The following is a 26,666-nucleotide window of genomic DNA, read 5'->3' as shown; positions in this document are numbered from 1 at the left end:
ACCGCCATGCACGCGTTTTTATTAGCCCCGACCAGCACCCGCGTTGGCCTCACGTCCACTAGCTTAGGCATGGTGCGTGCGCTTTCTCGCGCCGGTCTCAGCGTTGGCTTTTTCAAGGCCGTCGCACAGCACCACTACAACGATGTTGGCCCTGAGCGCTCCACTGGTTTGGTGAAGCTCACGCACAATATCGACTCGCCAGAACCTCTAGCTCTGAGTGATACCGAGCGCTACATCGCAGAGCACAATCTCGACGACCTGCTCGAAGCCTTATTAACGCGCTTTCATGTCGCGGCTGAAGGCCACGATGTGGTCATTATTGAAGGCATGGTGCCCACGCAGCAGTCGAGCTATGCCACGCAAGTAAATGTTGCGCTTGCCAATAGCCTCAACGCGGAAGCCATTATTGTTAGCGCGCCGCATGAAGAAAATGCTGAAGCCTTTGCCGACCGTATTGCGCTCAATGTTCAGCAATTTGGCGGCCCTGACCAAGCCTGCATTATTGGTGCCGTAGTCAACAAACTACCCAGTGCAGAGTATGCCAAAGCCTTACGTGCTTCCTCGCCATTATTCGCTCGCGATGACTTCCATCTCATCGGCTGCATTCCTTGGGATGAGTCATTAAATACACCGCGCGTGGCCGATGTCATGGCGCTGATGCAGGCCAGCCCCATTTCCGTTGGCGATGCCGCTCGCCGTCGCGTGAAAAAAACCGTGCTCTGCGCACGCGCCATGCCCAATACCGTGCAGCTGCTGCAGCCCGGCGTGCTCATCGTCACTCCCGGCGATCGAGATGACATCATCGTGGCTAGCTGCTTGGCAGCAATGAATGGTGTACCGCTCGCCGGCCTCTTGCTCTGCACCGATTTTCAGCCCGATGAACGCGTATTCACACTCTGCCGCCCAGCCATCGATGCCGGCTTGCCAGTATTTACCGTGGCCTCCGGCTCCTACGATACCGCGCGCGCCTTAGCAAAGATAAACCCGGAAATCCCACTCGACGACGCCGAGCGTGCCGAGGCCATCACCGAATTTATGGCCGGCCATTTGGATCAAGATTGGCTGCAATCACGCTGCGGGCAAGCCCCGGTCGTGCGCATGACGCCGGCAGCATTTCGCTATCAATTAGTAAGTCGCGCCAAAGCCGCTAAAAAGCGCATTGTTTTGCCCGAAGGTGCCGAGCCGCGCACCGTACAGGCCGCTGCCATATGCCAAGCTCGAGGCATTGCTGATTGTGTGTTACTAGCCAAACCTAGCGAAGTGCATGAGGTAGCCCGCAGCAACGGCATCACCTTGCCAGCTGAACTAACCATTATCGACCCCGATAACGTGCGCGAAAACTATGTTCAAGCCATGGTAAAGCTGCGTGCGCACAAAGGCTTAAATGCCCCGATGGCACTGGCACAACTCGAAGACACCGTTGTCCTCGGCACCATGATGCTCGCCGAAAATGAAGTCGACGGCCTAGTCTCCGGCGCTGTGCACACCACCGCCAACACCATTCGCCCAGCACTGCAGCTGATCAAAACTGCACCCGGCTATAAGCTCGTGTCATCGGTATTTTTCATGCTGCTGCCGCAGCAAGTCTTGGTTTATGGCGACTGCGCGGTGAACCCAGACCCTAATGCGCAAGAGCTAGCTGATATCGCGCTGCAAAGTGCGGCCTCGGCGGAAGCCTTTGGCATCCCTGCCCGCGTGGCGTTAATAAGCTACTCCACGGGCGACTCAGGCACTGGCGATGAAGTCGAAAAAGTCCGCGAAGCCACGCGCTTAGCCAAGCTCGCGCGTCCCGATCTCGCACTCGATGGCCCGCTGCAATACGACGCAGCCGCCATCGCTAGTGTCGGCAAGCAAAAAGCCCCGAATAGCGCAGTTGCCGGCCATGCCACCGTGTTTGTTTTCCCTGACTTAAACACCGGCAACACCACTTATAAAGCCGTGCAGCGTAGCGCCAACTGCGTCAGTGTTGGCCCCATGCTGCAGGGCTTAAATAAACCGGTGAATGATTTGTCACGCGGCGCATTGGTCGATGACATTGTCTTTACCATCGCGCTAACGGCGATTCAGGCGGCGACAAAGGCTTAAAACTCAAGCTTAGCCAATGCCAAGATTGCACTGACTAAGTATAAAAGTCGCACTCGGTTTGCGGCGCTAGCCGCATTTGGGTAAGGTCGGGGCTAACAAAAATACAGCCCCGACCCATGCCCTCATCATTTTTAAATCGCACACTCGACCGTTTTGAGCGCCTCGGCAACCGACTACCGCACCCAACCTGGCTATTTGTTTGGCTGTGTTTTGGCGTCGCCGTGCTCTCTGCTATTGCCAGCGGTTTAGGCTGGCAAGCACCTTGGCCCGATGGCAGCCGCGTGGTCACCGCCGCCAACTTAATCTCGCTCGATGGTCTGCGTTATGTGCTGGCCAGCAGCGTTACTAACTTCACTCAATTCGCGCCCGTCGGCAGCGTTATGATCGCCATGCTGGGCCTTGGCCTAGCCGAGCGCTCGGGACTGCTCGGCGGCATGCTCTCGGGTCTGGTACGCCTCAGTGGCGGCCGTGGCTTGGCCTTTATCGTGGCCTTTGCCGGTGTCTTGTCTAGCCTTGCTGTCGATGCCGGCTATGTCGTGATCATTCCGCTCGCCGGCCTGCTGTTTGCGCGCGCTGGCTTGCCGCCATTAGCCGGTATTGCCTGCGCGTTTGCCGGCGTTTCAGCGGGCTTTTCCGCCAATATCGCGATCGGCCCAGTGGATGCCATTTTGGCCGGCATCACCACGGAGGCCGCACGCACCGTCTCGCCCGATGCCACCGTGGCGATTACCGCCAACTACTATTTTATTGCCGCCTCAACGCTGTTGGTGACGCTGGTGATTACCGCGATTAATGCGTGGATTGTTCAGCCGCGACTGCAAGCGGCAGAAGCGATGATGGCGCATGACGCGGTAAAGCATGCGCCGGGTATGGCGCTAGATGTTGCCGAGTCAGATAAAACCGCCGCCGCCCAGCTGCAAACACACACCGCCGATGAACATGACGACAGCACCTTGCATCGCGCCGGCAGCCTCGCCGCCCTGCTCTGGACGCTGCTCATCATTGCCGCCTGCGTATGTGCCGTGTGGCCCGCCGATGGCGCTTTACGCGGCCCCGATGGCAGCATTTCACGCTCACCGCTAGTACAAGGCATCGTCGTCGTCATTGCCTTTACCGCCGGTGTCGCCGGCATCCTCTACGCACGTTTTAGCGGCCGATGGTCGCGCGCCAGCGACTCTGTCGCCGCCATGGAAGACACCTTTAAAAGTCTCGCCAGCTATCTCGTGCTGATGTTTTTTGCCGCACAATTTGTCGCTTGGTTTAACTGGAGCCAGCTCGGCCAGCTACTCGCCATTGAAGGCGCGGCCACACTGCAACAAGCCGCCCTAGCACCCACTGCTCTTTTGCTACTATTTGTCTTAGCCACCTTCACCATCAACCTATTCATTGGTTCCGCCTCAGCAAAGTGGGCCCTAATGGCACCTGTCTTCGTGCCCATGCTGCTGCTCGCCGGCATCCCCGCCGAATCCACGCTCGCGGCTTACCGCGTGGGCGATAGCGTCGGCAATATCATCACGCCATTGATGCCCTACTTCGCCATGGTCGTCGCCTTCGCGCAGCGCTATCAGCCTGCCGCCGGCGTTGGCACCTTGGTCGCTCTCATGCTGCCCTACTCACTGATTTTACTCGTGCTGTGGGGTGGATTTCTCGGACTATGGCTCAGCCTCGGCTGGCCACTGGGTCCTGTTTCATAACCACAACTGTGGTGTCTGAGCTTCGCTTGGGCGCTGTTATGGCCTACGAGGTGTTTCGTGATTTGGAGTTTCCTGCTGTTTCTTACCGGCTTTGCGCTGGTCGGCGTTAGTGCCGCGCGCAAAAGTCGTGGTACTGCCGACGATTACTACTTAGCCAGTCGTGATATATCGCCGGCACTCGCCGGTCTCTCGGCAGTCGCCACCAATAACAGCGGTTATATGTTCATTGGTGTCATCGGCTACACCTACGCCACCGGCTTTGCCGCCATCTGGCTGATGATAGGCTGGATCAGCGGCGACTACGTGGCCTCACGCTATGTCCACGCCCGCCTGCGCCGCCTCACCGAAGCCACAGGCGCCGTTAGCTTTGCCGACATCCTCAGCCATTGGAACGGCCAGCGCGATGTCTTGCTACAGCGCCTGCTCGCACTCATCTCACTGGTATTTTTATTGGCCTATGCCAGCGCACAGCTCGTTGCCGGCAGTAAGGCACTGCATGTTCTGTTTGATTGGCCAATGGCCACTGGTGCTTTCCTCGGTGCCGGCCTTGTGCTGCTTTACTGCTTGGCCGGCGGAATTCGCGCCTCCATGTGGACTGACGCCGCACAATCATTCGTGATGATCGGTGCCATGAGCCTGATGCTGATTGTTGCCACGCTTAACCTTGGCGGCCTAGAGGCTGTCTGGCAACAACTCCACAGCATCCCCGGCTATATGAATGCCTACCCGAAAGACCTCGCATTACCGGGCTTGGCCGGCGGCGTACTGTTTGCCGTGAGCTGGTTTTTCGCGGGGCTCTCGGTGATCGGCCAGCCACATGTCATGGTGCGCTTTATGGCGCTAAATAACGGCGCGCATATGAATCGCGCACGACTGTGGTACTACCTCTGGTTTATCGCCTTCTACGCGATGGCTACCGGCGTTGGCTTGCTCTCGCGACTGTATCTGCCCGATACGGCCAACTTCGATGCCGAATTAGCCCTACCCACTATGGCGCTGGAGTTACTACATCCGGTCTTGGTCGGCCTCGTATTGGCAGGCGTTTTCGCCGCCACGCTCTCCACCGCCGACTCGTTAATCTTGAGCTGCTCGGCCGCGCTCACCCATGATCTTGTGCCAGGGTCGAACAAATTATCGCGGCTGAAGTGGGGCACCGTGATCATCACCGCCTTGGCGCTTATATGGGCGCTGAGCAACACCCAAAGCGTGTTTAATTTGGTCATCATGGCGTGGTCTGGCTTGGCCAGCGCCTTAGCACCGCTGCTGATTTGCCGCGTGATGGGCGCGCAGCCGCCGCGCTGGGCACGCTTCGCCGCCGTCATTGTTGGCTTAAGTGTCGCCATTGCCTGGCGCTATTTAGGATGGCAATCAGCGCTATACGAAGGCATGGCGGGCATGACTGCTGGTGGTGCATTATTGGCGCTCTCGCTAATCGTCACACGTCACAAGCGAGTAACGCCTAGCGCGCAGTGACATTGCCCTAGGCATTTTTCCACTCATTTAGTGAGTAACAACCGCTTATGTCTTCAAAAGCCGCGCCCTCACCAGTACTACCAGCTTCTATGCGCTTCGTTGATTGCACCGCCGTCGGCGACCCCGAGGTCATGATCATCCGCCATGGCGCACTACCAACACTCGCTGCCGGCGAAGTCCTGATTAATGTGCATGCAGCCGGCGTTAATCGGCCCGATATTTTGCAGCGCCGCGGCCTCTACCCTATGCCCGCTGGCGTCAATCCGGTGCTTGGCTTGGAAGTCGCTGGCGAGATTGTCGCCATTGCTCCCGATGTCAGCGGCTGGCAGCTCGGCGATCGCGTTTGTGCGCTGACTAATGGCGGCGGCTATGCCGACTACTGCGCCGTGCCATCGGGCCAATGCTTGCCGATGCCCATCGGCTTATCCATGCAGCAGGCAGCAGCCATTCCAGAGACATTTTTCACGGTCTGGGCCAACCTTGTACAGCTCGGCCACGCCCGCGCCGGTGAGCGCGTGCTGATCCATGGCGGCAGCAGCGGTATTGGCACTACGGCGCTGCTACTTGGGCGCGAGCTAGGGCTGCGCTGCTTTGCCACCGCTGGCAGCAAGGAAAAATGTCAGCTCATTGAAGACTTAGGCGGCGTTGCAGTGAACTATCGCGAGCACGATTTTGCTGAAGCCATTGTGCAGCTCAGCGATGGCGAAGGCGTCGATGTCATCCTCGATATTGTTGGCGCCAACTACCTAGAACAAAACCTGCGTCTGCTCGCCAACGACGGCCGCTTAGTGATTATCGGCATGATGGGCGGCATCAGCGCCACGCTAAATTTAATGCCGATTATGCTCAAGCGCTTGCAGATTACTGGCTCGACCTTGCGCGCCCGCAGCAGTGCGCAGAAAGCGGCCATTGCCGAACAACTACACGCGCGAGTCTGGCCGGCATTAGCTGCAGGGCGCTGCTTACCGGTGATCGATCAAGTCTTTGCCCTAGAGCACGTAGCCGATGCCCATCGTCATTTAGAATCAGGCGATGGCATGGGCAAAGTTGTTCTAAGCTTAGTTTGATCGCGGCGCGTTACTTAAACATGAGCAAAACTTAATATAGCCGCAAGCTTGGGTTCAGGCGCTGCTGGCTATTGTGTGGGCTGGCACTGCTTTAGTGCTGAAAAAGGCACATAGCTCATGCAAGAAAATATGTCCGATACCTTGGTCAAGGTTCCGCAAGTCACACTGCTGTTTTGGATAATCAAAATCGCAGCCACAACGCTTGGCGAAACGGCTGGCGACGCAGCCTCGATGTCGCTAAATCTTGGTTATCTGCTCAGCACCGTGCTCTTCACTGGCTTGTTTTTACTCACGCTTAGGGCACAAATCAAAGCCACCACTTTTCACCCAATGCTGTACTGGGCGACGATTATTGCCACCACCATTGTTGGCACCACACTTGCCGACTTTGCCGATAGATCATTAGGCATTGGCTATGCTGGCGGCACCTTGCTACTGCTGAGTCTTTTATTCGGCACCTTACTCATCTGGCATCGCAGCCTAGGCTCAATATCCATCCATTCACTAAGCACGCCACGCGCTGAGTACTTTTACTGGGTCACGATATTATTTTCGCAAACCCTGGGCACGGCATTGGGCGATTGGACGGCAGACTCAGCGGGGCTTGGCTATCGCGGCGCGGCAGTGATATTTGGTCTTATGTTGCTGGTGGTTTTGGCCGCGTATTTATGGACTCATATTTCGCGCACCGCCCTGTTTTGGGCAGCATTTATTTTGACTCGGCCCTTAGGCGCAGTGGTTGGCGACTTTTTGGATAAACCATTGGCCGCCGGTGGCTTGGGTCTGAGCCGATTCACCGCCTCGGCAGTGCTTATGGCTTTTATCGTGATGTGCTTGCTGCTCTTTCGGCAAAGGCCGGCAGAGCGAGCAAGCCATTAAACCTAAGCCTAGCAACCGCTTAGGCTTAGGTAAAAAATCAACGAGCAATTAAGCGCTGCGCTTCACCTTAAACCACGCCGCATAGAGCGCTGGCACAAACAGTAGCGTAAGGCCGGTGGCGACGACCAAGCCGCCCATGATGGAGATCGACATCGGCCCCCAAAACACACTACCCGACAGCGGCACCATGGCTAAAATAGCCGCTGCCGCCGTCAACACCACCGGCCGCGAACGGCGCACCGTAGCATCAACAATAGCTTGCCAAGGCTCATGACCTTGCTTGATATCCTGCTCAATTTGGTCAACCAAAATCACCGAGTTGCGCATGATCATACCTGCCAATGCGATGACGCCAAGCAGCGCAACAAAGCCAAATGGCACATTGAATATCAGCAGCGCGGGCACCACACCAATCAGCCCTAATGGCGCGGTCATAAACACCATAAACATCAGTGAAAAGCTCTGCAGCTGGAACATCAAAAATGCCAGCATGGCGATTAGCATGATCGGAAATACTGCCGATAACGCCTTGTTCGCCTTCAAACTTTCCTCAATCGCACCACCTTGCTGAATTTCATAACCCGGTGGCAAGCGATCAATGATCGGCTGCAAGGTCGGCATGATTTGCTGCGTGGCATATGGCGCTTGCACACCATCGGCTAAGTCACTGCGCACGGTGAGCTGCAAATGGCGATTTCGCCGCCACAGTACTGGCTCCTCAAACACCGGTTCGAGACTGGCCACTTGGCTCAATGGCACTACGCCGCCAGTGCGCGAAAACAGCGACAAATCACCGATGCTATCAATACGCGAGCGCTCCTCTGGCGTGCCACGAACCACAATATCGATAAGCTCTTCGCCACGACGAATTTGGCTCACCGGCGCACCGGATAGCGCGGTTTGCACGAGATCGGCAATATCGGCACTACTGACACCTAAAAGGCGTGCTTTATCTTGATCAACACGCAGCTTCATCGAGCGGACTTGATCGTTCCAATCTAGCTGTGTGTCGCGCACTAACTTACTTTCGCGCACGGCATCACGCACATCATAAGCAATCCGGCGCACTTCCATGGGGTCAGGCCCAACGATGCGAAATTGCACAGGGAAACCCACTGGCGGACCAAACTCTAGACGCAGCACACGGCCGCGCAAATTTGGGAATACTTGGTCTTTATCAAACAAGGTCATTAAGCGAGTACGCACTGCTTCGCGCGCCTCCAAGTCATCGGTTTGAATAACAAACTGGGCATAGCCAGGGTTGGGTAGTTCTGGCGCCAGAGAGATATAGAAGCGCGGTGAGCCTTGACCAACATAGGCAGTGAAATACTCGATGTCTTTGTCTTTCGCCAAGATTTTTTCCAAACGCTCAACTTCATGCTGCGTGGCCTTAATTGAGGAGCCCTCTTTTAAGCGAAGCTCCACCAAAAGCTCTGGACGCGATGCGGTTGGGAAAAATTGCTGCTGTACTAGTTTCATGCCAAAAATAGACAACACAAAGAGGCTAGCTGTGGCGATCAGTACCACTTTCCGATGCTGCACACAGTAATCAACCCAGCGCCTTAGGTGCTTATAAACCGGTTTGTCATAGGGGTCGTGATGGGCTTTTTCGGCTAAATCTTTGGGCAGCATTAGTACGCCCAAATACGGCGTAAAAATCACTGCGACAAACCATGAAACGATCAGCGCTATGCCGACAATCCAGAAAATACCACCAGCGTATTCGCCCGATGTCGAGCGCGCAAAACCTACTGGCATAAAGCCTGCAATGGTCACCAAGGTACCGGTGAGCATGGGAAATGCTGTCGACGTATAAGCAAACGTGGCCGCGCGAACACGATCCCAGCCCTGCTCCATTTTCACCACCATCATTTCCACCGCGATGATGGCGTCATCGACCAATAGACCGAGCGCAATAATTAGTGCGCCTAAGGTGATGCGATCTAAATGCCAACCAAAGGCATACATGATGACGGCGACAATGCCCAGAACTAGTGGCACCGAGGCGGCCACGACAATGCCAGTGCGCCAGCCGAGGAATAGAAACGACACTGCTAGCACGATGACCAGTGCTTCTAAAAAGGCCTTCTCAAATTCCCATACCGATTGCTCAGCGACTTGTGATTGGTCGGCGTACTGCTCGATCTCGATGCCCACGGGCAGATCGGCGCGAACTTTCTCCATCTCGGCAGCTAAGTCGCGGCCCAAGGTGAGGATATTGCCATCGGCCACCATGGTGACACCGATCGCTAAAACGGGATGGCCATTGTGGCGAATACGAAAATCTGAAGGATCCTCATAGCCGCTGTAGACCTTGGCGATATCGCCTAAGCGCAGCAAGTTACCACCGGCCTCAACACTGACGCCAGCTACATCGGCAGCTGAGTGCAGGCTGCCATCGATGCGAGCAAAAACACGATCACTTTTGGTGTCGATAGAGCCTGCAGGACGCACCTGGTTTTGCTGCGCAATGGCGGCAAAGACGGCCTGCGGCGCTAGCCCAAGTGAGGCTAAACGGCGCGTGGAAAGCTCAACATAGACTTTTTCATCTTGCTTGCCGAGGATATTAACTTTGTTGGTATTTGGCACCGTTTGCAGGCGGCGTTTGACCAGCTCAGCGAACTCCTGCAGCTCGGCCTGAGTAATGCCATCGCCGCGTAGTGCATACAGTGATGTGTAGACATCGGTGTATTCGTCGTTATAAAACGGCCCACGTACGCCGGCAGGAAACTCAGCGCTTATATCGCCAATTTTTTTGCGCGCCTGATACCACAGCGCTTTCAGCTCATCGCCTGAGTGTCGGCCATTGATGCTCAAGGTCATGCCGCCATAGCCGTGGCGCGAAAAGCTATGCACGAAGTTCAAATGAGGCAACTCTTGCACGGCACGTTCCATGCGATTGAGCACTTCATTTTGCAATTCTTCAGCACTAGCACCAGGCCAGGCAACCACGGCTGTCATAGCCGGTACGTTGAAGTTTGGATCTTCCAAACGGCCTAGCTTAGTAAACGAAAAAATGCCCGCCAGCAGTGAGGAAATCATTAAAAATAAGACGATGGTGCGATGATTTACCGCCCATTCGGAAAGGTTGAAACCTTTCATGGACGCGCCCCAGCGGCTGCTGGCTGATTCAAGCCGGCGCCACTGCGCTCAACAGCACGAACCTGCATCTTGGCATCGAGCTTTTGCACGCCCGCGATGACTACTTTTGCGCCATCCGGCACGCCTTTCACGGCCACTGTTTCGTTATTAAAACTCAGCACTTGCACAGCCTGTTTCTGCAAGGTCGGCGCTTTATCGTTAACTAGCCAAACTGAGACTTTATCGCGCGCTTTCACTAAAGCCGTCGCGGGCAAGATAACCGCCGTAGATGGCGCCTCAGCAGACTTCATCACGACCTGTGCGGTCATGCCCAAATGCAATGCTGCAAGCTGCTCTGGCGTGGCATTGTGTAAGGAGAAACGCGCACGATAAGTGCGTAGTGGTTGCGAGGCAGCTGGCGAAATTTCACGTAAACGCAGAGTGATACGCGGCGCATCCGAGCCCCAAATATCGGCCTCAGCTTCTTGCTTGGAGACAGTGGCCATCAAGCCTTCAGGGATGTCAGCGGCAATTTCCATTTCGCCCGGTTTAGCTATTGAGACCACCGGCACGCCCTCGCCAATAACCTGCCCTGCCTCGGCACGAACGGCCGTCACCACGCCATCGTATGGAGCGACTAGGCTGGAATAACGCAGGCGATTTCGCGATAAATCGGCTTGGCGCTGAGCTTGCTGATACTGCGCTTTAGCTGCTTCAGCACGGGCAGTTTGACGCTCACTCTCTGCCACGCTAATAGCGCCAGCCTTGACCAAGGTCACCATGCGTTTGGCATCGGCATTGGCTTGGTCATACTGTGTTTTAGCCACAAGTACCTGATCTTGCGCAGCAGCAGATGCGAGCTGATAGTCACTGCCATCGAGCTGCATCAGCACTTGGCCCTTGCGCACTGTTTGCCCAAGCTCAACTGAGCGTTTAGCAATACGTCCCGCGACTTGAAAGCCGAGATCGCTGGCATAACGCGCGCTCACTACACCTGGCACACTACGTTCAGTGCTCATGGCATTGCCACTAGCCCCAACTGTCATCACCAATACTGGCCGTAGCTCAGCATCGACCTCTGCATCACTTGACGAGCAAGCACTCAACGTAAGCAGCGCGGATGCAAAAAAAATGGCGCTAGCGACATAGCATTGGCTAGAGGAATAACGTAGAAAACGTGCGTTCATGATGACAAGCTCAACAAAAGTGGCGGATGTTCTTTTAGTATTTATGCTGCAAACAGGACAGACTTTGACCATTAACTAGACCATGCCGTATAGTAATAAAACCTATTAAATAGACTGTCAAGTAAACTCATGAGCAAAGATCAGCCAGCGATTGCTAAGCGCGGTCGCCCACGCGACCCAAAACGCTTGCAAAAAATCTTCGAGGCTGCCTCACAGCAGTTCCTCGAGCATGGTTATGATCGCGTCAGTATGGACGCGGTGGCGAGCGCTGCCGGCGTCTCGAAAATGACGCTGTATAACAACTTTGCTAGTAAAGATGCGCTGTTTGAGGCCTGCGTGGCCTATCGCACTACAGGTATATTTGCCGGCTTTAGCGATGACATGCTTGATCCGAAGCACCCAACCGAAGCGCTTACTCTCATTGCCCAGCAGTTCATCTCACTCATGCGCGCCGATGATGTCATCCGCATCCACCGTGTCATGTTTGGTCTAGCCACAACGCATCCCGATATTTGCGCGCGCTTCTACAGCGCCGGCCCCGAACATGTGAACCTGTATGTACAGGACTATTTGAAGGCCGCCGTGGCTGCCGGAAGTTTGGCCATTAGCCATATATCGCAAGCAGCCGATCAGTTTTTAGCGCTGAATTTGGGCCGCTCGCACCTAAAGGCCACCATGGGCTTAGGCAAGCCTAGCGCCGAGGCCGATGCGCTATTAGTTCACGAAAATGTGGCGATGTTTATCGCGCGCTATGGCAAGCAAAATCTTTCGTAGGTGTTAGCTAAACAGCTACCCTTTTTGACTCACGATATTCGCTTGGCGAGCAGCTCAGCCAACGACGAAAAGCACGCACGAACCCACCCGAGTCCATAAAGCCCAAATGCGCTGCCAACTCATCCATTTTCATCGATGAGTTCTCCAGCAGCTGCATGGCAATCTGCTTACGCTCTTCATCAACAATATCTCGAAAGCTTGCGCCCTCTTGCTCTAGCTTGCGCCTTAGTGTTCGTGGCGACATGGCGAGCGCTACCGCCATGTCATCCAGCGAGCTACTCAAACCTAAGTCACCTAATAATTTTTGTCGCACTCGCCCCGACACGCCAGAAACGCTTATTCGCTGCATACGCAAACGGCATTGCTCTTCTAGCAATAGCACTAAGCCGGCATCGTAATTAGCAAATGGCAAATCTGCCTCTGCTCGACTCACCGTAATGCTATTTTTCTGTGCGAAAAAAACAGGCTTGATGCCACAGAGCTTCTCGATGAGCGTGGCATCAATGCTGGGCTGCCCAGCAAATTGCAATTTTTTTATACCAAAGCCCGATAGCGACAGCTCTTTGATTAAATTGATAGTGGTTGCCATATCACGCTCTAGCAAAAACTCCCGAAGATGTGGCGATATAACACTCGAATCAAGGCTGATGCCAAACTCATCGCCTTCATCGATCAAGGCGACTTTGCAGTAGACCGTGCTTAGCGGCAGATAGCGAATGCCTATCAACACCGCGTCACGCAAAGTTTTGCTTGTGCGCAAGGCAAAGCCCCAAACCCCAAAAGTAGCCAAGCTATATTGCAGACCAAGTTCAAAACCCATGGCAAGGCCATCGGGCATGGCCAGCATCATATTCTCAATAAGTCGCATTTCCTGTTCGCGACTAACCATGCCTTCAGCGCTAGATAGTGCCTCTTCGGATATACCGGTGCCGAGTAAACAGCTAGCCCTATCCATGCCCCGATGCAGGGCAAAGTTGATCATGACCTGGCTCACAGCAGCGGGGTGCAGCTGTTCTTCATGCGTGGACATAGATGGTGGAGCCCTTTTTCCGTTACTGAATGTGGCCGCAGATTCACTACAGATGGCCACACCGGCCGTAGTGATGCTTGCTATGAAGCCCTATGGTTCTAAGTTAGCACTACGAGGAATACTAACGATGGAAATTGATCGCGCCGTATTGAACAAGCAAGCCATTGCCAGCGCCAAGCACTATATGGGCAAAATGGCCTGGCCGACAATCGCGCTCACCGTCAGTGTCGTGACTGCTTTTATTTTATGTTTGGCATTATTTGCTAGCGGCGCGCTTTCGCCATGGCTGGCGTTTATCGCCTGTGCGGCACTGACATATATGTCATATACCCCGCTGCATGAGGCGGCTCACGGCAATATCCATGGTCAAAACGATAAGTACAAATGGGTTAATGATCTCTGCGGCTACTTAGTCGCGCCCATCATTGCCATTCCTTATGCCTCTCACCGTATTGAGCACTTTACTCATCACCGCTATACCAACCAAGCCGACAAAGACCCCGACTTCATTGTCAGCGGCATGGGTAAGGGCGCCGTGTCTTTCATCACCACGATTTTTAAGTTTCTGTGGACGCAAAATAGCTTTTTCGTCAAACACGGCTGGGCTGCTGCATCGCTAAAAGAGCGGAGCATTTACTGCCTAGAGGTCGCTGCATCATTAGGCTGGCGAATTGCTTTTCTCACCTTTGTCGATCAGCCAGGCACCTTCGCTGTAATACTTTTAGGCTATATTTCTGGTGGAATTTTTACTGCGTATTGGTTCGCCTATCGGCCACATTTTCCCTACGACCAAACACAGCGTTATCGCACCACGAGCAGCTTAATCATGCCGGCATGGATGAAGCCTGTTGAGTGGTTTTGGTTTGGGCAAAACCTACACTCCATCCATCACCTTTTCCCACGCGTGCCGTTTTACCAATATCACGCCTTGCACCGTGATATTGAGCCGATATTGCGGGCTCACGACACACCAATTATTGGCATTTTTAGCCGCTTACCGGTGTCGCCAAGCACGCCGCAATAAGCTACTTGGCAACAGGCACATGGCTTAGCCGTATTTTTGCTCATGGCGCAGCAATACTTTCTCTACTTTCGCCAAGGCAGTTTGAATTCTCGAAGGGATGGATCGCCCTTGCAGAGCGTCGGGTAGTAGTACGGCCGAATGAGCGGCGCACAGCTGCTCGGCATCCTGCCATTGCGCCGCCAGTTGCACAGCCCACGCCCTAAACTCCTGCGCCGCTAAAGGCCGCTTTTGCAAAGCACTTGCCAAGGTCAAATGGAAAGTCACTTCAGGCTTTTTAAGCTTTCCTAACAAGCCAGGCAGCTGCAAATACATTAGCGTGTCATCGGCATGAATAATGCGCGATGGCTTGTGATAGGCCAACACAGATGAAAAGTGAATGTGCTCATTGTGCGAAATAAAGTCGACACCAGCGGGCACAGAAAACTCAAACTCATCGGCAAATAAGCCTGCAAACGCGTCGGAATCAGTCAGTTCAGGCTGCCATGGCAACTCAGGAAATTTTTCTAAATGACGCTGAGTGCCATAAAGCTTTGCCTTTGGATATTGTTGGTGAGCATTGCGCACGTGAACGGTATGAAAAGGATGCAGGTTGATGATGGCCTCAATATCTTGGCCGTCACGGGTCAACGCATCGACTGTAGATTTCAGCTCACCTTGCAAAGTGTAAGCATCGAGCAAGATGAACTTGCCAGTCTTTTGCTTAACCAAGGATGCATGGGTGCCGATATTTAAAATGCCCGCGACTTTAAATACGCCACGAATACTCCAAAAGTGCTCTGACAGCGCGATGATTTCTTCTTTCATGGTTTAAATGCTCGTGAAAAATAGAGGGCAATTAAACCACTTTATTCCTTAGGCTTGATAGCGATCGAATGCGGTGTCACCGACCAAGTGCGTATTGGCGTATGGCCTTCGCGCTCCCAATCTGGCGGCATAATCAAATGCTTCACGCGCTGCGCCACTGGGCCCGGCGCCATGACATCACGCATCATGTCGACGGCTTCGTGCAGGTTAAGCACCACGGGATTATACGAATTGATTTGCTGCGTAATGCCGAACTCAGCCTTCGCCACCTCGGGCTCAAAAGTGCCAAATAAGCGATCGAAAATAATCAATGTGCCGCCGTAGTTTCTATCGATGTACTCAGGGTTGCGGCCATGGTGAACGCGGTGATGCGATGGCGTATTGAAGATGGCCTCAAACCATGCCGGCAACTTGCCAATAGTCTCGGTGTGAATAAAGTATTGGTAGGCCAAGTTCACCGCCAAGCAGAACATGACAACGACTGGTGGCACACCTAACAGGCAGAGCGGAATGTAGAAAATCCAAATGCCGACAAAGGCATTAAGCAGGCTTTGGCGCATGGCCGTGGTGAAGTTCATCACCTGCCCGCTGTGATGCGGCACATGTGCAGTCCAGAACCAACGCACGCGATGCGAACTGCGGTGATAGATATAAAAGCACAGTTCCACGGCGACATAGATTGGCACAACAGTCCAAGCATTCACTGGAATATCCATCAAGCGATAACCATAGGCCCAGGAAAACACAGCGGCGGTAAACAACACCCACACAAGGGCTTCAAACAGCTGATACGACGCCCCTAAAGACAGGTTGGCGAAGATCTCTTTGAGCTTAAAGCTAGCAGTGTTTTTACGGCGCTTTTGCACGGCAAACTCAATAACAAAGGCCAGTAGAAACAATGGCGTCATGCCAATCAAAAACACTTGCTTCCAATCAATGTTGTCGCCAAAAAACGTTTGCAGCCAAGGCATAAAAAATGATGTTACGGCGTCCATGGTCTTTCCTCTTTTTAGTTTTTCTACACGACACATGGTAGAGATGAGCTGACCAGCGCTCTTGACCAATATCACCAATTCTATGCATTATCTGCCAGATGAAAAACTCATCGTCAGCGGCATCAATAGACCCTAGCGCCTTAGATTTGCTCAGCAGCTTTCTTGATCAGGAAGACCTGCAGGCGGTTGATCTGCGCACACAGTTACGCGAATTACGTACTAGTTCGCGAGTGGCTATTGAGACCTGGTGGCAGCTGCTGGAGGCGATACATGCACTCTGCCCTCGCGATGATTTAGGCTTGAAAATTGGCCAATGTCTGCAGCCACATCACGCCGGCGTGCTCGGTTACTTGGGTATTTACAGCACCACGCTAGGCCAAGCTCTGATGCGCTTCCATCGGTTTCAGCCTCTACTACACAACCTCGTACCCACAGTATTTCGCGCCGAAGCTGGCGTTGTGATCGTAGGTTGGAGCATAGAACGGCGCTCCACACAGCTCTCGGATGATGTTTTTTTCTCTGGCTTAATGCGCTTTATTTCGCTGCTCACTGGCCGTAATGACATCAAACCTATCTTGATGAAATCGCCAAATAGCCCGCCAGCTCATCGCGCCTTATACGAGCGATTTTATGGTTGCCCGGTGGAGTTTCTCGCCAGCGTCAGTGAGCTGCATTTCCCCGCGCACTTCATGACATTGGCGGTGAACACCCAGGACCCCTACCTTTCAGGCCTGCTAGAGCGACAGGCTGAAGCCATGCTGCAAGCACTGCCTAAGCTCGACCCACTGCTGTCTGATGTGCAGCAAGCGATATTGGGCATTATGCAAGATGGCGCACCAACGATGGCGCAAGTCGCGATGCGCATTGGCCTCGCTGAGCGCAGTCTCTACCGTGCGTTGGAAGCACGAGGCATGGGCTTTAAAACGCTGGTTAACTCACTACGCTTTGAGCTCGCAAAAGACTATTTATGCGATAGCGATTTGTCGCTGCCGGAAATTAGCCTGCTCTTGGGCTTTGCCGATCAAAGTGTGTTTACGCGAGCCTTTCGCCAGTGGAGCGGCACAACACCGCTGAAATGGCGAAAAGCTAACTAGGCAGGACAGCTTCAGCTGTTTCTCGCCGCACGAGCAGCATGCAGCTTCTTATAGCTTTCGATCAGGCGCAGATGCTTATCCAAACCTTCAAGTTGCATATTGGTAGGCGTCAAACCATAGAAGCGCGTCGTGCCTTCCACCGAGCCGACCACAGCCTCCATAACTTGCTCGCCAAACATGCGTTTGAAATTAAACAGGTAGTCGTCTAGCTCGTAAGTATCATCAAGAAGGACTTCGAGCACCGCTCTCACTGCCTGATAAAACAGCCCGCGCTCAACGGTGTTGTCATTGAACTGTAGAAAGGATTCGACCCGCTCTAGGGCTTGCTCATGCTCTTGTAAGGCTAGGTTTATCAGTAGTTTAAGCTCAAGCATGGTGAGCTGACCCCACACCGTATTTTCATCAAACTCAATGCCAATTAGGGTGATGATGTCGGTCTGCTCATCGACCTGGCTATCTTCCAAGCGCTCGGCCAAACTCGCTAATTGCTCATCGTTTAGCGTATGCAAATTGAGAATATCTTCGCGGAAATCTAAGGCCTTATTAGTGTTATCCCAAATCAAATCTTCGACTGGATACACCTCGGAATAACCCGGCACCAAAATGCGGCAAGCCGGCGCGCCCAAGTCATTGCGCACGGCAACGTAAACTTCTTTGCCCATAGCGCTAAGGATGCCAAACAGACGCGCGGCCTCCTCCTCGGTGGTGCCGGAGAAATCCCATTCGCAGAAATCGTAATCGGCACTGCTACTAAAGAAGCGCCACGACACCACGCCAGTCGAGTCAACAAAGTGCTCAACTGAATTGTTCGGCTCAGTCACGGCCATGCTGTTAAACGTCGGCAGCGGCACATCGTTTAGGCCTTCAAAGCTGCGGCCCTGCAATAGCTCGGTGAGGCTGCGCTCCAGTGCTACTTCGAAACTAGGGTGAGCGCCAAAAGAAGCAAAGACACCGCCAGTTCTGGGGTTCATCAGCGTCACGCACATTACTGGAAATTCACCGCCCAGCGAGGCATCTTTGACCAACACAGGGAAGCCCTGCGCCTCAAGCGCATCAATGCCTTGGAGAATATTCGGATACTTTTCTAGCACCTGCCGTGGCACATCTGGCAGCGTGATTTCGCTATTGATAATCTCTTTCTTGACCGCTCGCTCGAAGATTTCCGATAGGCACTGCACTTGCGCCTCGACCAGGGTGTTGCCCGCGCTCATGCCATTGCTGAGAAAAAGGTTTTCGATCAAATTGGACGGGAAATACACGACCTCCGCATCGGACTGACGCACAAATGGCAGCGCCACAATGCCGCGCTCGCGATTGCCCGAATTGGTGTCGATAAGATGAGAACCGCGAAGCTCATCATCGGGGTTATACAGCGCTAAGCAATGCGCATCGAGAATGCCCGCAGGCAACTTATCGCCGGGGCCTGGCTTAAACCACTTCTCATTCGGGTAATGCACAAATTCGCTATTGGCGATGTCTTCGCCAAAAAACTGGTCGTTGTAGAAGAAATTGCTATTGAGGCGCTCGATAAACTCGCCTAACGCTGAGCACAATGCACTCTCTTTGGTGGAGCCTTTGCCATTGGTGAAACACAAGGGTGAAGCCGCATCGCGCAGATGCAAAGACCACACATGCGGCACGATATTTCGCCATGAGGCGATCTCGATTTTCATGCCTAAGTCTTGCAAGATAGCCGTCATATTGGCGATGGTCTGCTCCAATGGCAGATCTTTACCTTCGATGAATGTTTGGCTACCGTCCGCCGGCAGCGTCATCAAAAGCGCCTGAGCATCTGCACCAAGGCTCTCTACCGCCTCAATCTCAAAAGTTGGCCCAGTCTGCACAACTTTCTTCACTGTGCAGCGATCTATCGAGCGCAAAATGCCTTCTCGATCTTTGTCAGAAATGCTTTCTGGTAGCTCAACCTGAATTTTGAAGATCTGCTTATAGCGGTTTTCAGGATCGACAATATTGTTCTGGGATAAACGAATATTTTCAGTGGGGATGTCACGCGCCAAGCAATAGACCCGAACAAAATACGCCGCGCACAGTGCCGATGACGCTAGGAAATAATCGAATGGGCCGGGGGCCGAGCCATCGCCTTTGTAGCGAATGGGTTGGTCAGCAATGACCGAGAAATCGTCAAACTTAGCTTCAACTCTAAGATTGTCGAGAAAATTGACATTAATTTCCATTACAAAGGCACCTGCATTACGGGGTCTGGCGCGCGACGGCCACTAGTCGCAGCCATTATCCCGATTTTGCAGGCGCCCGTCCTGATTGCGGGCTCGCGTTATAAGCGAAAGAGCACCGATCCCCAGGTCATGCCGCCGCCGACGCCTTCAATGAGCACCAATTGGCCAGGCTTAATACGCTGATCGCGCACCGCAGCATCGAGCGCTAGCGGCACAGACGCCGCCGAGGTATTGCCATGATTCGCCACCGTGGTGATGACGCGCTCGCGTGGCAAGCCAAGTTTGTCGGTCGTGCTATTGATGATGCGCATATTGGCCTGATGCGGGACTAGCCAATCAAGATCATCCACGCCAAAGCCGTTGTGCTCTAAGGCCTCCATCGCGCACTCATGCAGCACACGCGTGGCTAGGCGAAACACCGCGGCACCATCCATTTGCAAATACGGGTTGTCGGCTATTTTGCCAGCTGACACACCACCATCGACTTGCAGGATATGCCCCATGCTGCCATCGGAATGCAGATGGCTAGACAAAATGCCCGGCGTTTCTGATGCCTTTAACACCACTGCACCCGCGCCATCGCCAAATAGCACGCAAGTACGGCGATCGCTCCAGTCTAATAGCCGTGAAAAAATCTCAGCGCCCACAACTAATGCGCAGCGATGCTGCCCAGAGGCGATGAATTTATCAGCAACGGCTAGCGCATAAACAAAGCCGGTGCACACCGCCTGCACATCAAATGCAGCGCCCTGCTTCACGCCTAAACGCGCTTGTAGCAGACACGCCGTGCTAGGAAAGACTTTATCTGGCGTGGTGGTGGCAACAATGATGAGGTCAATGTCTTCAATTGAAACACCCGCGGAATCCATAGCGGCTCGAGCCGCATGTTCAGCAAGATCAGTGGTTTGCTCGCCTTCAGCGGCAATATGACGCGCCTCAATGCCCGTGCGCGAAACTATCCATTCATCACTAGTTTCAATGCGTGTTTGCAACTCACTATTGGTGACAATGCGCTCAGGTAGGTAACTGCCAGTTCCGACAATTTTGGAATAAACCATGGTAAATGCTCAGCAACAAAAATTGTTGGCGGCAGTATACGTGACCAATCAGTCACGTGCGCTACTTAGGTCAAAAGTCTATGTTCGACAGGCGCTGGAAATTGCAAAAATACCTGCTTCCAGAAACGCCGAGTTAAGTTGTCAGCATCGGGTAGAACAGCTCACCCTTACCCATCTTAATGACATTACCACCAATGCGGCAGCGCACTTCCCTGCCTGAGCGCTTGTCAAACTCAGCATGCAAAATGCTTTTGCGCGTCGTCATGCTGCCACGATCAATCGAAAATATATGGGTGCCCGGCGCAGTCGCAGTTTGCTCAGCGAGGTAGGCAATAAACTCGGGCATGATGCTACCAATCGGGGGCAAATCATCTCGAGGCTGATCCATATTCAGTAGGCGGCCATGAAATTGAGTTTGGCCTGTAATGCTACCAGGCGAAAATAAGAAGATTTGCGGGGTATAAACTTGGCCTGCTAATTCAGACCAGCGCTCAATATTAGGGCTGGCTGCAATAACATGCTCAGGGCGCGTGAATGGAACGACAAATACTGGCCGATCTACACTTACTACCATCGGCGAATATTTGCTAAATGAAATATGGCGCTCTTCAGTGTTGAGTAAAGCCGCAAGCTGTGCAATTTCAGGCGTATAGCGGTCAATGGTCGGCGCCAGAGTACGTGAGTACTGAATGGCGCCAGGGCCATTTTCTTGTTTATCAATAAAGCTTTCAACAACCTGCTTCTGCTGCGTAAAAGTCAGTGTGCTGTACTTGCCCTTGTCAATTACTAAGCCTTGCTCATAAGCGACGTATGATGCGGCAAGAATCGTGTGTGCACCAAATAAACAGCGGCCTTTGCTATTAAATACACTGACTGGCTCAGCCTCAGAACTAGCGTCAATAAACACCGTTTCGCTCTGTAAAAACTCACTCGCTAAGGCTTGCTTATGCTCATCAGAAAGCGCCTGACCATTGAGCGAAACTACAGGAACCTGCACCCCTTGAAACGGCGAGTCAGCAAATACATCAAGCAGGGAATAAGCAAGAGTCATGACCAACATCCTTTATTATTTTCTAAATTGACACGTTAACTTTCCGCCTCAGCAATAGTTTATACCTAACTATTGCTGCCCTCTAAAACGCCGCCTCTGCCATTAGCCAGATTTTTTGCGTATCTCTCGCGAGTGTATCGGCGCGATAATTTGCGTACTTTGCGGTCAGTGTGTAGCGCTTTAACAAAGTTTTACTGGCCTGCAAGTTCCACTCTTGTCCGTAATTTGCTGAGCCCGTATCGGCTGTGTAGTCATGCCATACCGCCTTTAAAGCCACACCAGAGACCTTGGTGCCAAGATCGATATACCGATCTTTCACACCCGTGGCTGGGGTGTTGAGAAACTTGTCGGTCCAACCTTGAAATGCATGCATTGTGGCAAGCGGTGTTTGTAGCGCAACACCAGCGCCGGCATCGGCACCGAGCAGTTCTTCGCCGACACCAACACGCACACCAGCGGCTCGTAAGCCCAGCACAAGGTGGTGATAATCGGCGCTAAAGGCTACTGGATTATTGTCATAGTCCTGCTGGCGCGCGGCCTCGACACGATAGTCTAGTGCTAAATCACTGTGCTTAAGCTCGCCAGTCAGCGCTACGCCAAGCGTACGCGAAGACAAGGCAGCGGCATCGGCAAAGCTCAGCCAATAGCCATAGGTCGATGCGGTCAGCTCAGGCCGTAGTGCCCAGGTCACCATCGCGACATGATGATCACTGTCTAGCTTGGCCGCTGGCTTACCTTTTTCTGGGCCAAAAATACGCTGGGTATTGTCGATGTAGCTGTAGTCGACCAGCACATTTTTAGAGGGCGTGAATTGGCCACGAATAGCATCAAAGGTTTGCTCATTTTGCCGCCAACCGACGCCACCCACAAAACGCTGGTTGCCTATATTGATGCGCTGGCGCCCCACTGTGACGCTATTGCCACTTTGCTCATAGCGCAAAAAGGCTTGGTTTAAATCAGCGCCATCAGGGTCTGCCACCACGGGAAATGCGGCGTTGCCATTGCGCGTGTCATTGAAGCGATCTGAGCCCAAAGCGGCAACATAGTCGAACTCTAGACCAGCACTCAGCTTATGCCACGCCGCGCTGGTGTAGCTCAAACGCGTGCGCAACGTGGTGGCATTAGCATCTTGTGACTGCGCCTGATCATCGACTAGCTCATGACGCAGACGTAGATTTACAGTGGTCTTACCATTGGTAATAGCCTGTACAAAGGCATCGGAATCAGCAGCATAGGTCGGTGCAGCCAATACGCTAGCGCACGCTAAAATGGCATGACATGGGATGTTTTTCATAGCATTACCTCTGGGTTGGGAGACACAACAAGCATCTGCTCGGCGAGCAGTTTTTTTAATTCAGGAATACAGGAGCCGCAGTTGGTGCCAGCACGCGTACAAGCGCCCAAAGCCTCAACACTACGATGGCCATCGGTAATTGCATCGAGCAAGCGCTGGCTTCTGACTTGATGGCAGCTACACACCAGCGCACTGGTATCGCTGCCAGTGCTAGGCACGCCGCGCGATAGTTCACGGGCACTGAGTTGGTTCTGGCTGAGGGCATCGAGCAGCCATACTTCATCGATGCGCGGGCGTTCGGGTTGCGCGAGAAACCAAAGCACCGGCTGCTCATTGTCATAGCCAATGATGTGGTGACGCAGACCGAGCGCATCGTCGAGGCTGGCCCATTTTCTACTGGCAGGATGAGCTTCGGTGCCTTGCCATAACGCCATCAGCTCAGCGGATACAGGCAAGCGAGCGCCCATCAGCGTGTATATCTGCCAAACGCCAATGTCGTGTCGACACCAGTACTGATTTTCAGGCAGTTGCAATGCCACGCGGCTAATCAAAATGCCCTGCCATTGGCTGCGCAGCGGCGTAATCGCTACCGGTGATTGTTTAAAGGCTGGCTGACCCGAGACAGGATCACACAGCGGTGCAACCAAGCTGCCGACACGTGCTTGCGAGGCATTGCTCGCGCTCCAATGAATCGGCATGAATGCATGACCACGGGCTATGCCGGAGTCCGCCATGGCAGGCACGACACACTCGCCAAAACTGTTATGCACGCTGAGTAACTGCTCATGCTCAGCGCCAATTTGCGCGAGATCATCTGGGTGTAGAGCGATAAATGGTTCGGCAATATGACTGAGCAGGCGCGCACTGCGACCGGTGCGCGTCATGGTGTGCCATTGATCACGAATACGTCCGCTATTGAGCAAAAATGGCAAGCTCGGCGAGCTGGTTTTTGCCGCTTGCGGGTGCGCATCAATAAACTGAGCACGCCCCGATGCTGTAAAGAAATGGCCATCGCTAAATAAGCGCGCAGTGCCTTCGGGCTTTGCTATCGGCATAGGCCATTGCACGGGCATCAGGGCGTCGTAATCGGCATCTGAGCAGGTCGCCAACGCACCAATATCGAAGTCACGACTGCCGTTATTTTCAAAAGCCGACAGCGCCGCATGCTCACGAAAAATTGCCGCTGAATTGCTGTAGTCAAACGCCTGAGCATGGCCCAAATGCTTCGCCACCTGACTCAACGCCCACCAGTCAGGCTTGGCCTCGCCAGGCAAAGGCAAGAATGCACGCTGACGCGAAATACAACGCTCAGAATTAGTTACCGTGCCATCTTTTTCACCCCAGCCAGCGGCAGGCAAGCGAATATCAGCTAGCCGTAAGGTATCGGTGTCATCCACGCAATCCGATACCACGACGCAATCGCAGGCGATCAAGGCGTCACGCACGCGATTGGCATCTGGCAATGACACCAAGGGATTAGTCGCAATGATCCAGACAAAACGAATTTTGCCGGAGGCCATCGCCTCAAACATATCCACGGCTTTTAAACCCGGGCGCGGTGCGAGGTCGGCGGTCTGCCAAAAGCGTGACACCAGATCTCGGTGCTCAGGCTTTAAAATATCCATATGCGCGGCGAGCTGATTCGCCAAACCGCCAACCTCACGACCGCCCATGGCATTGGGCTGTCCGGTCATGGAAAACGCTCCTGCACCGCTTTTTCCAATCTGCCCAAGCGCTAAGTGGCACTGCAAAATGGCGCTGGCGTTATCGACTCCGGCAGCGGCTTGATTAATGCCTTGTGAAAACACCGTGACGGTTTTCGGCGTGGCACAGACCTGCGCATAAAACGCGTCTAAAGCGACCTCAGATAGACCTGTTGCTGTAGCAGTGACCGCCAGCGATGCGTTGCGCGCTGAACATGCGGCGGCCATCGCGGCGAACCCATCGGTATGAGCAGCAATAAACTCATGGTCAAGATGATCATTGGCAATGGCATAGGCGAGCAGGCCATCGAACAGATAGCCATCACTGCCGGGAGTCAGCTGCAAATGACTATCGGCGCTGTCTGCAGTAGCCGTTCGCCGCGGATCAATCACGACAATTTGTAGGCTGGGGCGTGCTTTTTTTGCCGCGATAATGCGCTGATAGACGACCGGATGCGTCCACGCCATATTGGAGCCGACCAGGAGGATTAAATCGGCCAGCTCCAAATCTTCATAACAGCCAGGCACGCTATCGCTGCCGAAAATTTGCTTATGTGCCGCCACCGCAGTGGACATACAAAGGCGGCTATTGGTGTCGATATTAGCGCTGCCAATAAAGCCTTTCATGAGCTTATTGGCGACGTAATAATCTTCTGTGAGGAGCTGGCCGGAGACATAAAACGCGACCGCATCGGGGCCATAACGCTCGATGGTGTCTTGCATACGGCGAGCAATCTGCTGCGCTGCATGATCCCAGCTGGCACGCAGACCATCTACTTGCGGATAAAGCAGGCGGCGCTCAAGCCCTACAGTGTCACCTAGCGCACTACCCTTTACACAGAGTCGGCCATTATTGGCGGGATGCGACTCATCGCCGCGCACTGAAACGCCGGCTTCAGAAGTCGTCGCGGTGACACCGCAGCCAACGCCGCAGTAAGGGCAAGTGGTCTTGATATCGGCCATCAGGCGGCACTGCCCGTGAGCATTAGCGCCACTGGATCGGCTACTGGCAGGCCTTGCTCGATGACATCAAAGAAGGCCCCGCCATCATCGACATCGCCAAAAAGTACGGCGGCGATAAGCTGATGGTGTCGAAACCATAGCCGCCGATAATGGCCGCGCTGAGTATCTCGCCACGCAATGCTTTTGCAGTCGGCAAGATCGTGCAGCTCACCAGCCGAAAATAAATCGATACCAGTAACCTTCAGGCGCGTTGGCGAGGCGATACGGCGATAACCGAGGTTACACACGCCGATTAAGGTATCGGCCAAAATTTTCGCTTGCTGATAAATCGGCGCCACCAAGCCAAAGGATTCGCCATCGATCTCGCAACACTCACCCAAGGCAAAAACATTTTCTGCCGAACTACGCAGCCAAGCATCAACGCAAATAGCACGCGCACAGCGCAGGCCAGCACTAATCGCTAGGCTCATCTCGGGCGTGATGCCCAAAGACATAATCGCCAGCTCACAGGGCAGAACCTGCTCCTGCCCTGCACTCAGCCTCAAACGTAAGCCAGCTAGCTCGCCATCGCCGACAAAAGCCTCGCTGCGCGCGCCAAAATGCAAGGCTATGCCACGCGCATTCAAAGCTTGCGCCAGCAACGCGCCTGCCTCGGCATCGAGCTGGCGATTCATCAGCCACTCGCCGTTATGCACCACGCTCACCTCAAGGCCGCGCTGACGCAATCCCCACGCAGCCTCCAGACCAAGCAAGCCGCCGCCAATAACGACTGCGCGCTGCCCTGCCACCGCCGTCGCAGCAATCGCTTCGGCATCGGCCAAGCTGCGAAAGACATTCACGCCAGCAAGGTCATGGCCTGGAATGCTCAGGCGTGTGGCGCGCGAGCCAGTGGCAAACACCAGCTGCTGCCAAGCTAATACCCGACCTGATGCCAAGCAAACTTCACGCTTCGCGATAGCCACACTCACCACTGGATCGGCAAGATAGAGGGCAATATCGTGTGCGGCGTACCATTCGGCATCATGGGTAATGAGCTGCTCTAAGCTTTTTTCACCAGCTAGCCAAGGCGACAGCGCAATGCGGTTGTAACCGTGCGCATCTTCCTCACCGACAACGGCAATATCTGAACCTGACATGCCGCGCGCCAGCAGCTCATCGAGCAGGCGCGTAGCAGCCATGCCATTACCAATGATGAGTAGCCGGCGCGCAGTCATG

The 26,666-nt window shown here is 53.9% G+C and carries 19 protein-coding genes; 8 read left to right on the top strand and 11 right to left on the bottom strand.

Annotation, left to right across the window (positions count from 1 at the left end; all coding sequences use genetic code 11):
- The first annotated feature begins 6 nt into the window (after window positions 1-6).
- From pta to AC3DKE_RS06005, 5 genes are all read left to right on the top strand, one after another.
- On the top strand, window positions 7-2,085 hold the full coding sequence (pta, locus tag AC3DKE_RS06025) for a phosphate acetyltransferase (RefSeq protein WP_484216406.1): 2,079 nt from the start codon (window positions 7-9) through the stop codon (window positions 2,083-2,085).
- 116 nt (window positions 2,086-2,201) lie between these two features.
- Window positions 2,202-3,779: an AbgT family transporter gene (locus AC3DKE_RS06020; protein WP_487990230.1), complete on the top strand. Its 1,578-nt coding sequence runs from the start codon at window positions 2,202-2,204 to the stop codon at window positions 3,777-3,779.
- A gap of 57 nt (window positions 3,780-3,836) precedes the next feature.
- The gene (locus tag AC3DKE_RS06015; protein WP_487990229.1) at window positions 3,837-5,252 is read left to right on the top strand and encodes a sodium/proline symporter; all 1,416 of its coding nucleotides are present in this window, start codon (window positions 3,837-3,839) and stop codon (window positions 5,250-5,252) included.
- A gap of 89 nt (window positions 5,253-5,341) precedes the next feature.
- Window positions 5,342-6,319, top strand: a complete 978-nt coding sequence (locus AC3DKE_RS06010) for an NAD(P)H-quinone oxidoreductase (protein WP_340676337.1) — start codon at window positions 5,342-5,344, stop codon at window positions 6,317-6,319.
- Window positions 6,320-6,436: 117 nt separating this feature from the next.
- Window positions 6,437-7,198 carry a COG4705 family protein gene (locus AC3DKE_RS06005; RefSeq protein WP_487990228.1) on the top strand — a complete coding sequence of 254 codons (762 nt, stop codon included), beginning with the start codon at window positions 6,437-6,439 and terminating at the stop codon, window positions 7,196-7,198.
- Between the two features lie 48 nt (window positions 7,199-7,246).
- On the opposite strand, the gene AC3DKE_RS06000 is transcribed toward AC3DKE_RS06005, so the two are convergent.
- Together AC3DKE_RS06000 and AC3DKE_RS05995 are read right to left on the bottom strand one after the other, a co-directional pair.
- On the bottom strand, window positions 7,247-10,300 hold the full coding sequence (locus AC3DKE_RS06000) for an efflux RND transporter permease subunit (RefSeq protein WP_487990227.1): 3,054 nt from the start codon (window positions 10,298-10,300) through the stop codon (window positions 7,247-7,249).
- Entirely contained in the window at window positions 10,297-11,466 is a 1,170-nt protein-coding gene (locus tag AC3DKE_RS05995; RefSeq protein ID WP_487990226.1) for an efflux RND transporter periplasmic adaptor subunit, read from the bottom strand. Before AC3DKE_RS05995 ends, AC3DKE_RS06000 begins: the two co-directional genes overlap by 4 nt.
- A gap of 129 nt (window positions 11,467-11,595) precedes the next feature.
- On the opposite strand from AC3DKE_RS05995, the gene AC3DKE_RS05990 reads away from it, so the two are divergent.
- The gene (locus tag AC3DKE_RS05990; RefSeq protein WP_487990225.1) at window positions 11,596-12,240 is read left to right on the top strand and encodes a TetR/AcrR family transcriptional regulator; all 645 of its coding nucleotides are present in this window, start codon (window positions 11,596-11,598) and stop codon (window positions 12,238-12,240) included.
- Window positions 12,241-12,247: 7 nt separating this feature from the next.
- On the opposite strand, the gene AC3DKE_RS05985 is transcribed toward AC3DKE_RS05990, so the two are convergent.
- Window positions 12,248-13,222, bottom strand: a complete 975-nt coding sequence (locus AC3DKE_RS05985; RefSeq protein WP_487990224.1) for an AraC family transcriptional regulator — start codon at window positions 13,220-13,222, stop codon at window positions 12,248-12,250.
- Window positions 13,223-13,397: 175 nt separating this feature from the next.
- On the opposite strand from AC3DKE_RS05985, the gene AC3DKE_RS05980 reads away from it, so the two are divergent.
- Complete coding sequence (locus AC3DKE_RS05980) at window positions 13,398-14,294, top strand: fatty acid desaturase family protein (RefSeq protein ID WP_379068334.1); 897 nt, start codon at window positions 13,398-13,400, stop codon at window positions 14,292-14,294.
- A gap of 24 nt (window positions 14,295-14,318) precedes the next feature.
- On the opposite strand, the gene AC3DKE_RS05975 is transcribed toward AC3DKE_RS05980, so the two are convergent.
- On the bottom strand, window positions 14,319-15,098 hold the full coding sequence (locus AC3DKE_RS05975) for a hypothetical protein (RefSeq protein ID WP_379068331.1): 780 nt from the start codon (window positions 15,096-15,098) through the stop codon (window positions 14,319-14,321).
- 41 nt (window positions 15,099-15,139) lie between these two features.
- Window positions 15,140-16,093: a sterol desaturase family protein gene (locus AC3DKE_RS05970; protein ID WP_411729705.1), complete on the bottom strand. Its 954-nt coding sequence runs from the start codon at window positions 16,091-16,093 to the stop codon at window positions 15,140-15,142.
- 98 nt (window positions 16,094-16,191) lie between these two features.
- On the opposite strand from AC3DKE_RS05970, the gene AC3DKE_RS05965 reads away from it, so the two are divergent.
- Window positions 16,192-17,187: an AraC family transcriptional regulator gene (locus AC3DKE_RS05965; protein ID WP_487990223.1), complete on the top strand. Its 996-nt coding sequence runs from the start codon at window positions 16,192-16,194 to the stop codon at window positions 17,185-17,187.
- An 11-nt stretch (window positions 17,188-17,198) separates the two neighbouring features.
- On the opposite strand, the gene AC3DKE_RS05960 is transcribed toward AC3DKE_RS05965, so the two are convergent.
- From AC3DKE_RS05960 to AC3DKE_RS05935, 6 genes are all read right to left on the bottom strand, one after another.
- Window positions 17,199-19,382 (bottom strand): OsmC domain/YcaO domain-containing protein, encoded by a 2,184-nt coding sequence (locus AC3DKE_RS05960; RefSeq protein ID WP_487990222.1) that lies wholly within the window; start codon window positions 19,380-19,382, stop codon window positions 17,199-17,201.
- A 98-nt stretch (window positions 19,383-19,480) separates the two neighbouring features.
- The gene (locus AC3DKE_RS05955; RefSeq protein ID WP_340676326.1) at window positions 19,481-20,440 is read right to left on the bottom strand and encodes a beta-ketoacyl-ACP synthase III; all 960 of its coding nucleotides are present in this window, start codon (window positions 20,438-20,440) and stop codon (window positions 19,481-19,483) included.
- A gap of 133 nt (window positions 20,441-20,573) precedes the next feature.
- Window positions 20,574-21,491 (bottom strand): PhzF family phenazine biosynthesis protein, encoded by a 918-nt coding sequence (locus tag AC3DKE_RS05950; protein ID WP_484216413.1) that lies wholly within the window; start codon window positions 21,489-21,491, stop codon window positions 20,574-20,576.
- Between the two features lie 82 nt (window positions 21,492-21,573).
- Window positions 21,574-22,785 (bottom strand): alginate export family protein, encoded by a 1,212-nt coding sequence (locus tag AC3DKE_RS05945; protein ID WP_487990221.1) that lies wholly within the window; start codon window positions 22,783-22,785, stop codon window positions 21,574-21,576.
- Complete coding sequence (locus tag AC3DKE_RS05940; protein WP_487990220.1) at window positions 22,782-25,451, bottom strand: nitrate reductase; 2,670 nt, start codon at window positions 25,449-25,451, stop codon at window positions 22,782-22,784. The genes AC3DKE_RS05945 and AC3DKE_RS05940 overlap by 4 nt, the downstream gene beginning before the upstream one ends.
- Window positions 25,451-26,665: an NAD(P)/FAD-dependent oxidoreductase gene (locus AC3DKE_RS05935; RefSeq protein WP_340676322.1), complete on the bottom strand. Its 1,215-nt coding sequence runs from the start codon at window positions 26,663-26,665 to the stop codon at window positions 25,451-25,453. The genes AC3DKE_RS05940 and AC3DKE_RS05935 overlap by 1 nt, the downstream gene beginning before the upstream one ends.
- Window position 26,666: the final 1 nt, after the last annotated feature.

The organism is Paraperlucidibaca sp., from assembly GCF_982810325.1.
Note: the sequence above shows the minus strand (reverse complement) of the source record. Positions and strands in the feature narration are given on the sequence as shown.

Bases quoted from the DNA above. Each gene is read 5' to 3' on its own strand.
- AC3DKE_RS06020 (WP_487990230.1), top strand. From the start codon at position 2,202: ATGCCCTCATCATTTTTAAATCGCACACTCGACCGTTTTGAGCGCCTC.
- AC3DKE_RS06000 (WP_487990227.1), bottom strand. From the start codon at position 10,300: ATGAAAGGTTTCAACCTTTCCGAATGGGCGGTAAATCATCGCACCATC.
- AC3DKE_RS05995 (WP_487990226.1), bottom strand. From the start codon at position 11,466: ATGAACGCACGTTTTCTACGTTATTCCTCTAGCCAATGCTATGTCGCT.
- pta (WP_484216406.1), top strand. From the start codon at position 7: ATGCACGCGTTTTTATTAGCCCCGACCAGCACCCGCGTTGGCCTCACG.
- AC3DKE_RS05990 (WP_487990225.1), top strand. From the start codon at position 11,596: ATGAGCAAAGATCAGCCAGCGATTGCTAAGCGCGGTCGCCCACGCGAC.
- AC3DKE_RS06010 (WP_340676337.1), top strand. From the start codon at position 5,342: ATGCGCTTCGTTGATTGCACCGCCGTCGGCGACCCCGAGGTCATGATC.
- AC3DKE_RS05955 (WP_340676326.1), bottom strand. From the start codon at position 20,440: ATGGTTTATTCCAAAATTGTCGGAACTGGCAGTTACCTACCTGAGCGC.
- AC3DKE_RS05945 (WP_487990221.1), bottom strand. From the start codon at position 22,785: ATGAAAAACATCCCATGTCATGCCATTTTAGCGTGCGCTAGCGTATTG.
- AC3DKE_RS05970 (WP_411729705.1), bottom strand. From the start codon at position 16,093: ATGGACGCCGTAACATCATTTTTTATGCCTTGGCTGCAAACGTTTTTT.
- AC3DKE_RS05935 (WP_340676322.1), bottom strand. From the start codon at position 26,665: ATGACTGCGCGCCGGCTACTCATCATTGGTAATGGCATGGCTGCTACG.
- AC3DKE_RS05980 (WP_379068334.1), top strand. From the start codon at position 13,398: ATGGAAATTGATCGCGCCGTATTGAACAAGCAAGCCATTGCCAGCGCC.
- AC3DKE_RS05940 (WP_487990220.1), bottom strand. From the start codon at position 25,451: ATGGCCGATATCAAGACCACTTGCCCTTACTGCGGCGTTGGCTGCGGT.
- AC3DKE_RS05950 (WP_484216413.1), bottom strand. From the start codon at position 21,491: ATGACTCTTGCTTATTCCCTGCTTGATGTATTTGCTGACTCGCCGTTT.
- AC3DKE_RS05965 (WP_487990223.1), top strand. From the start codon at position 16,192: ATGAAAAACTCATCGTCAGCGGCATCAATAGACCCTAGCGCCTTAGAT.
- AC3DKE_RS06005 (WP_487990228.1), top strand. From the start codon at position 6,437: ATGCAAGAAAATATGTCCGATACCTTGGTCAAGGTTCCGCAAGTCACA.
- AC3DKE_RS05975 (WP_379068331.1), bottom strand. From the start codon at position 15,098: ATGAAAGAAGAAATCATCGCGCTGTCAGAGCACTTTTGGAGTATTCGT.
- AC3DKE_RS05985 (WP_487990224.1), bottom strand. From the start codon at position 13,222: ATGATCAACTTTGCCCTGCATCGGGGCATGGATAGGGCTAGCTGTTTA.
- AC3DKE_RS05960 (WP_487990222.1), bottom strand. From the start codon at position 19,382: ATGGAAATTAATGTCAATTTTCTCGACAATCTTAGAGTTGAAGCTAAG.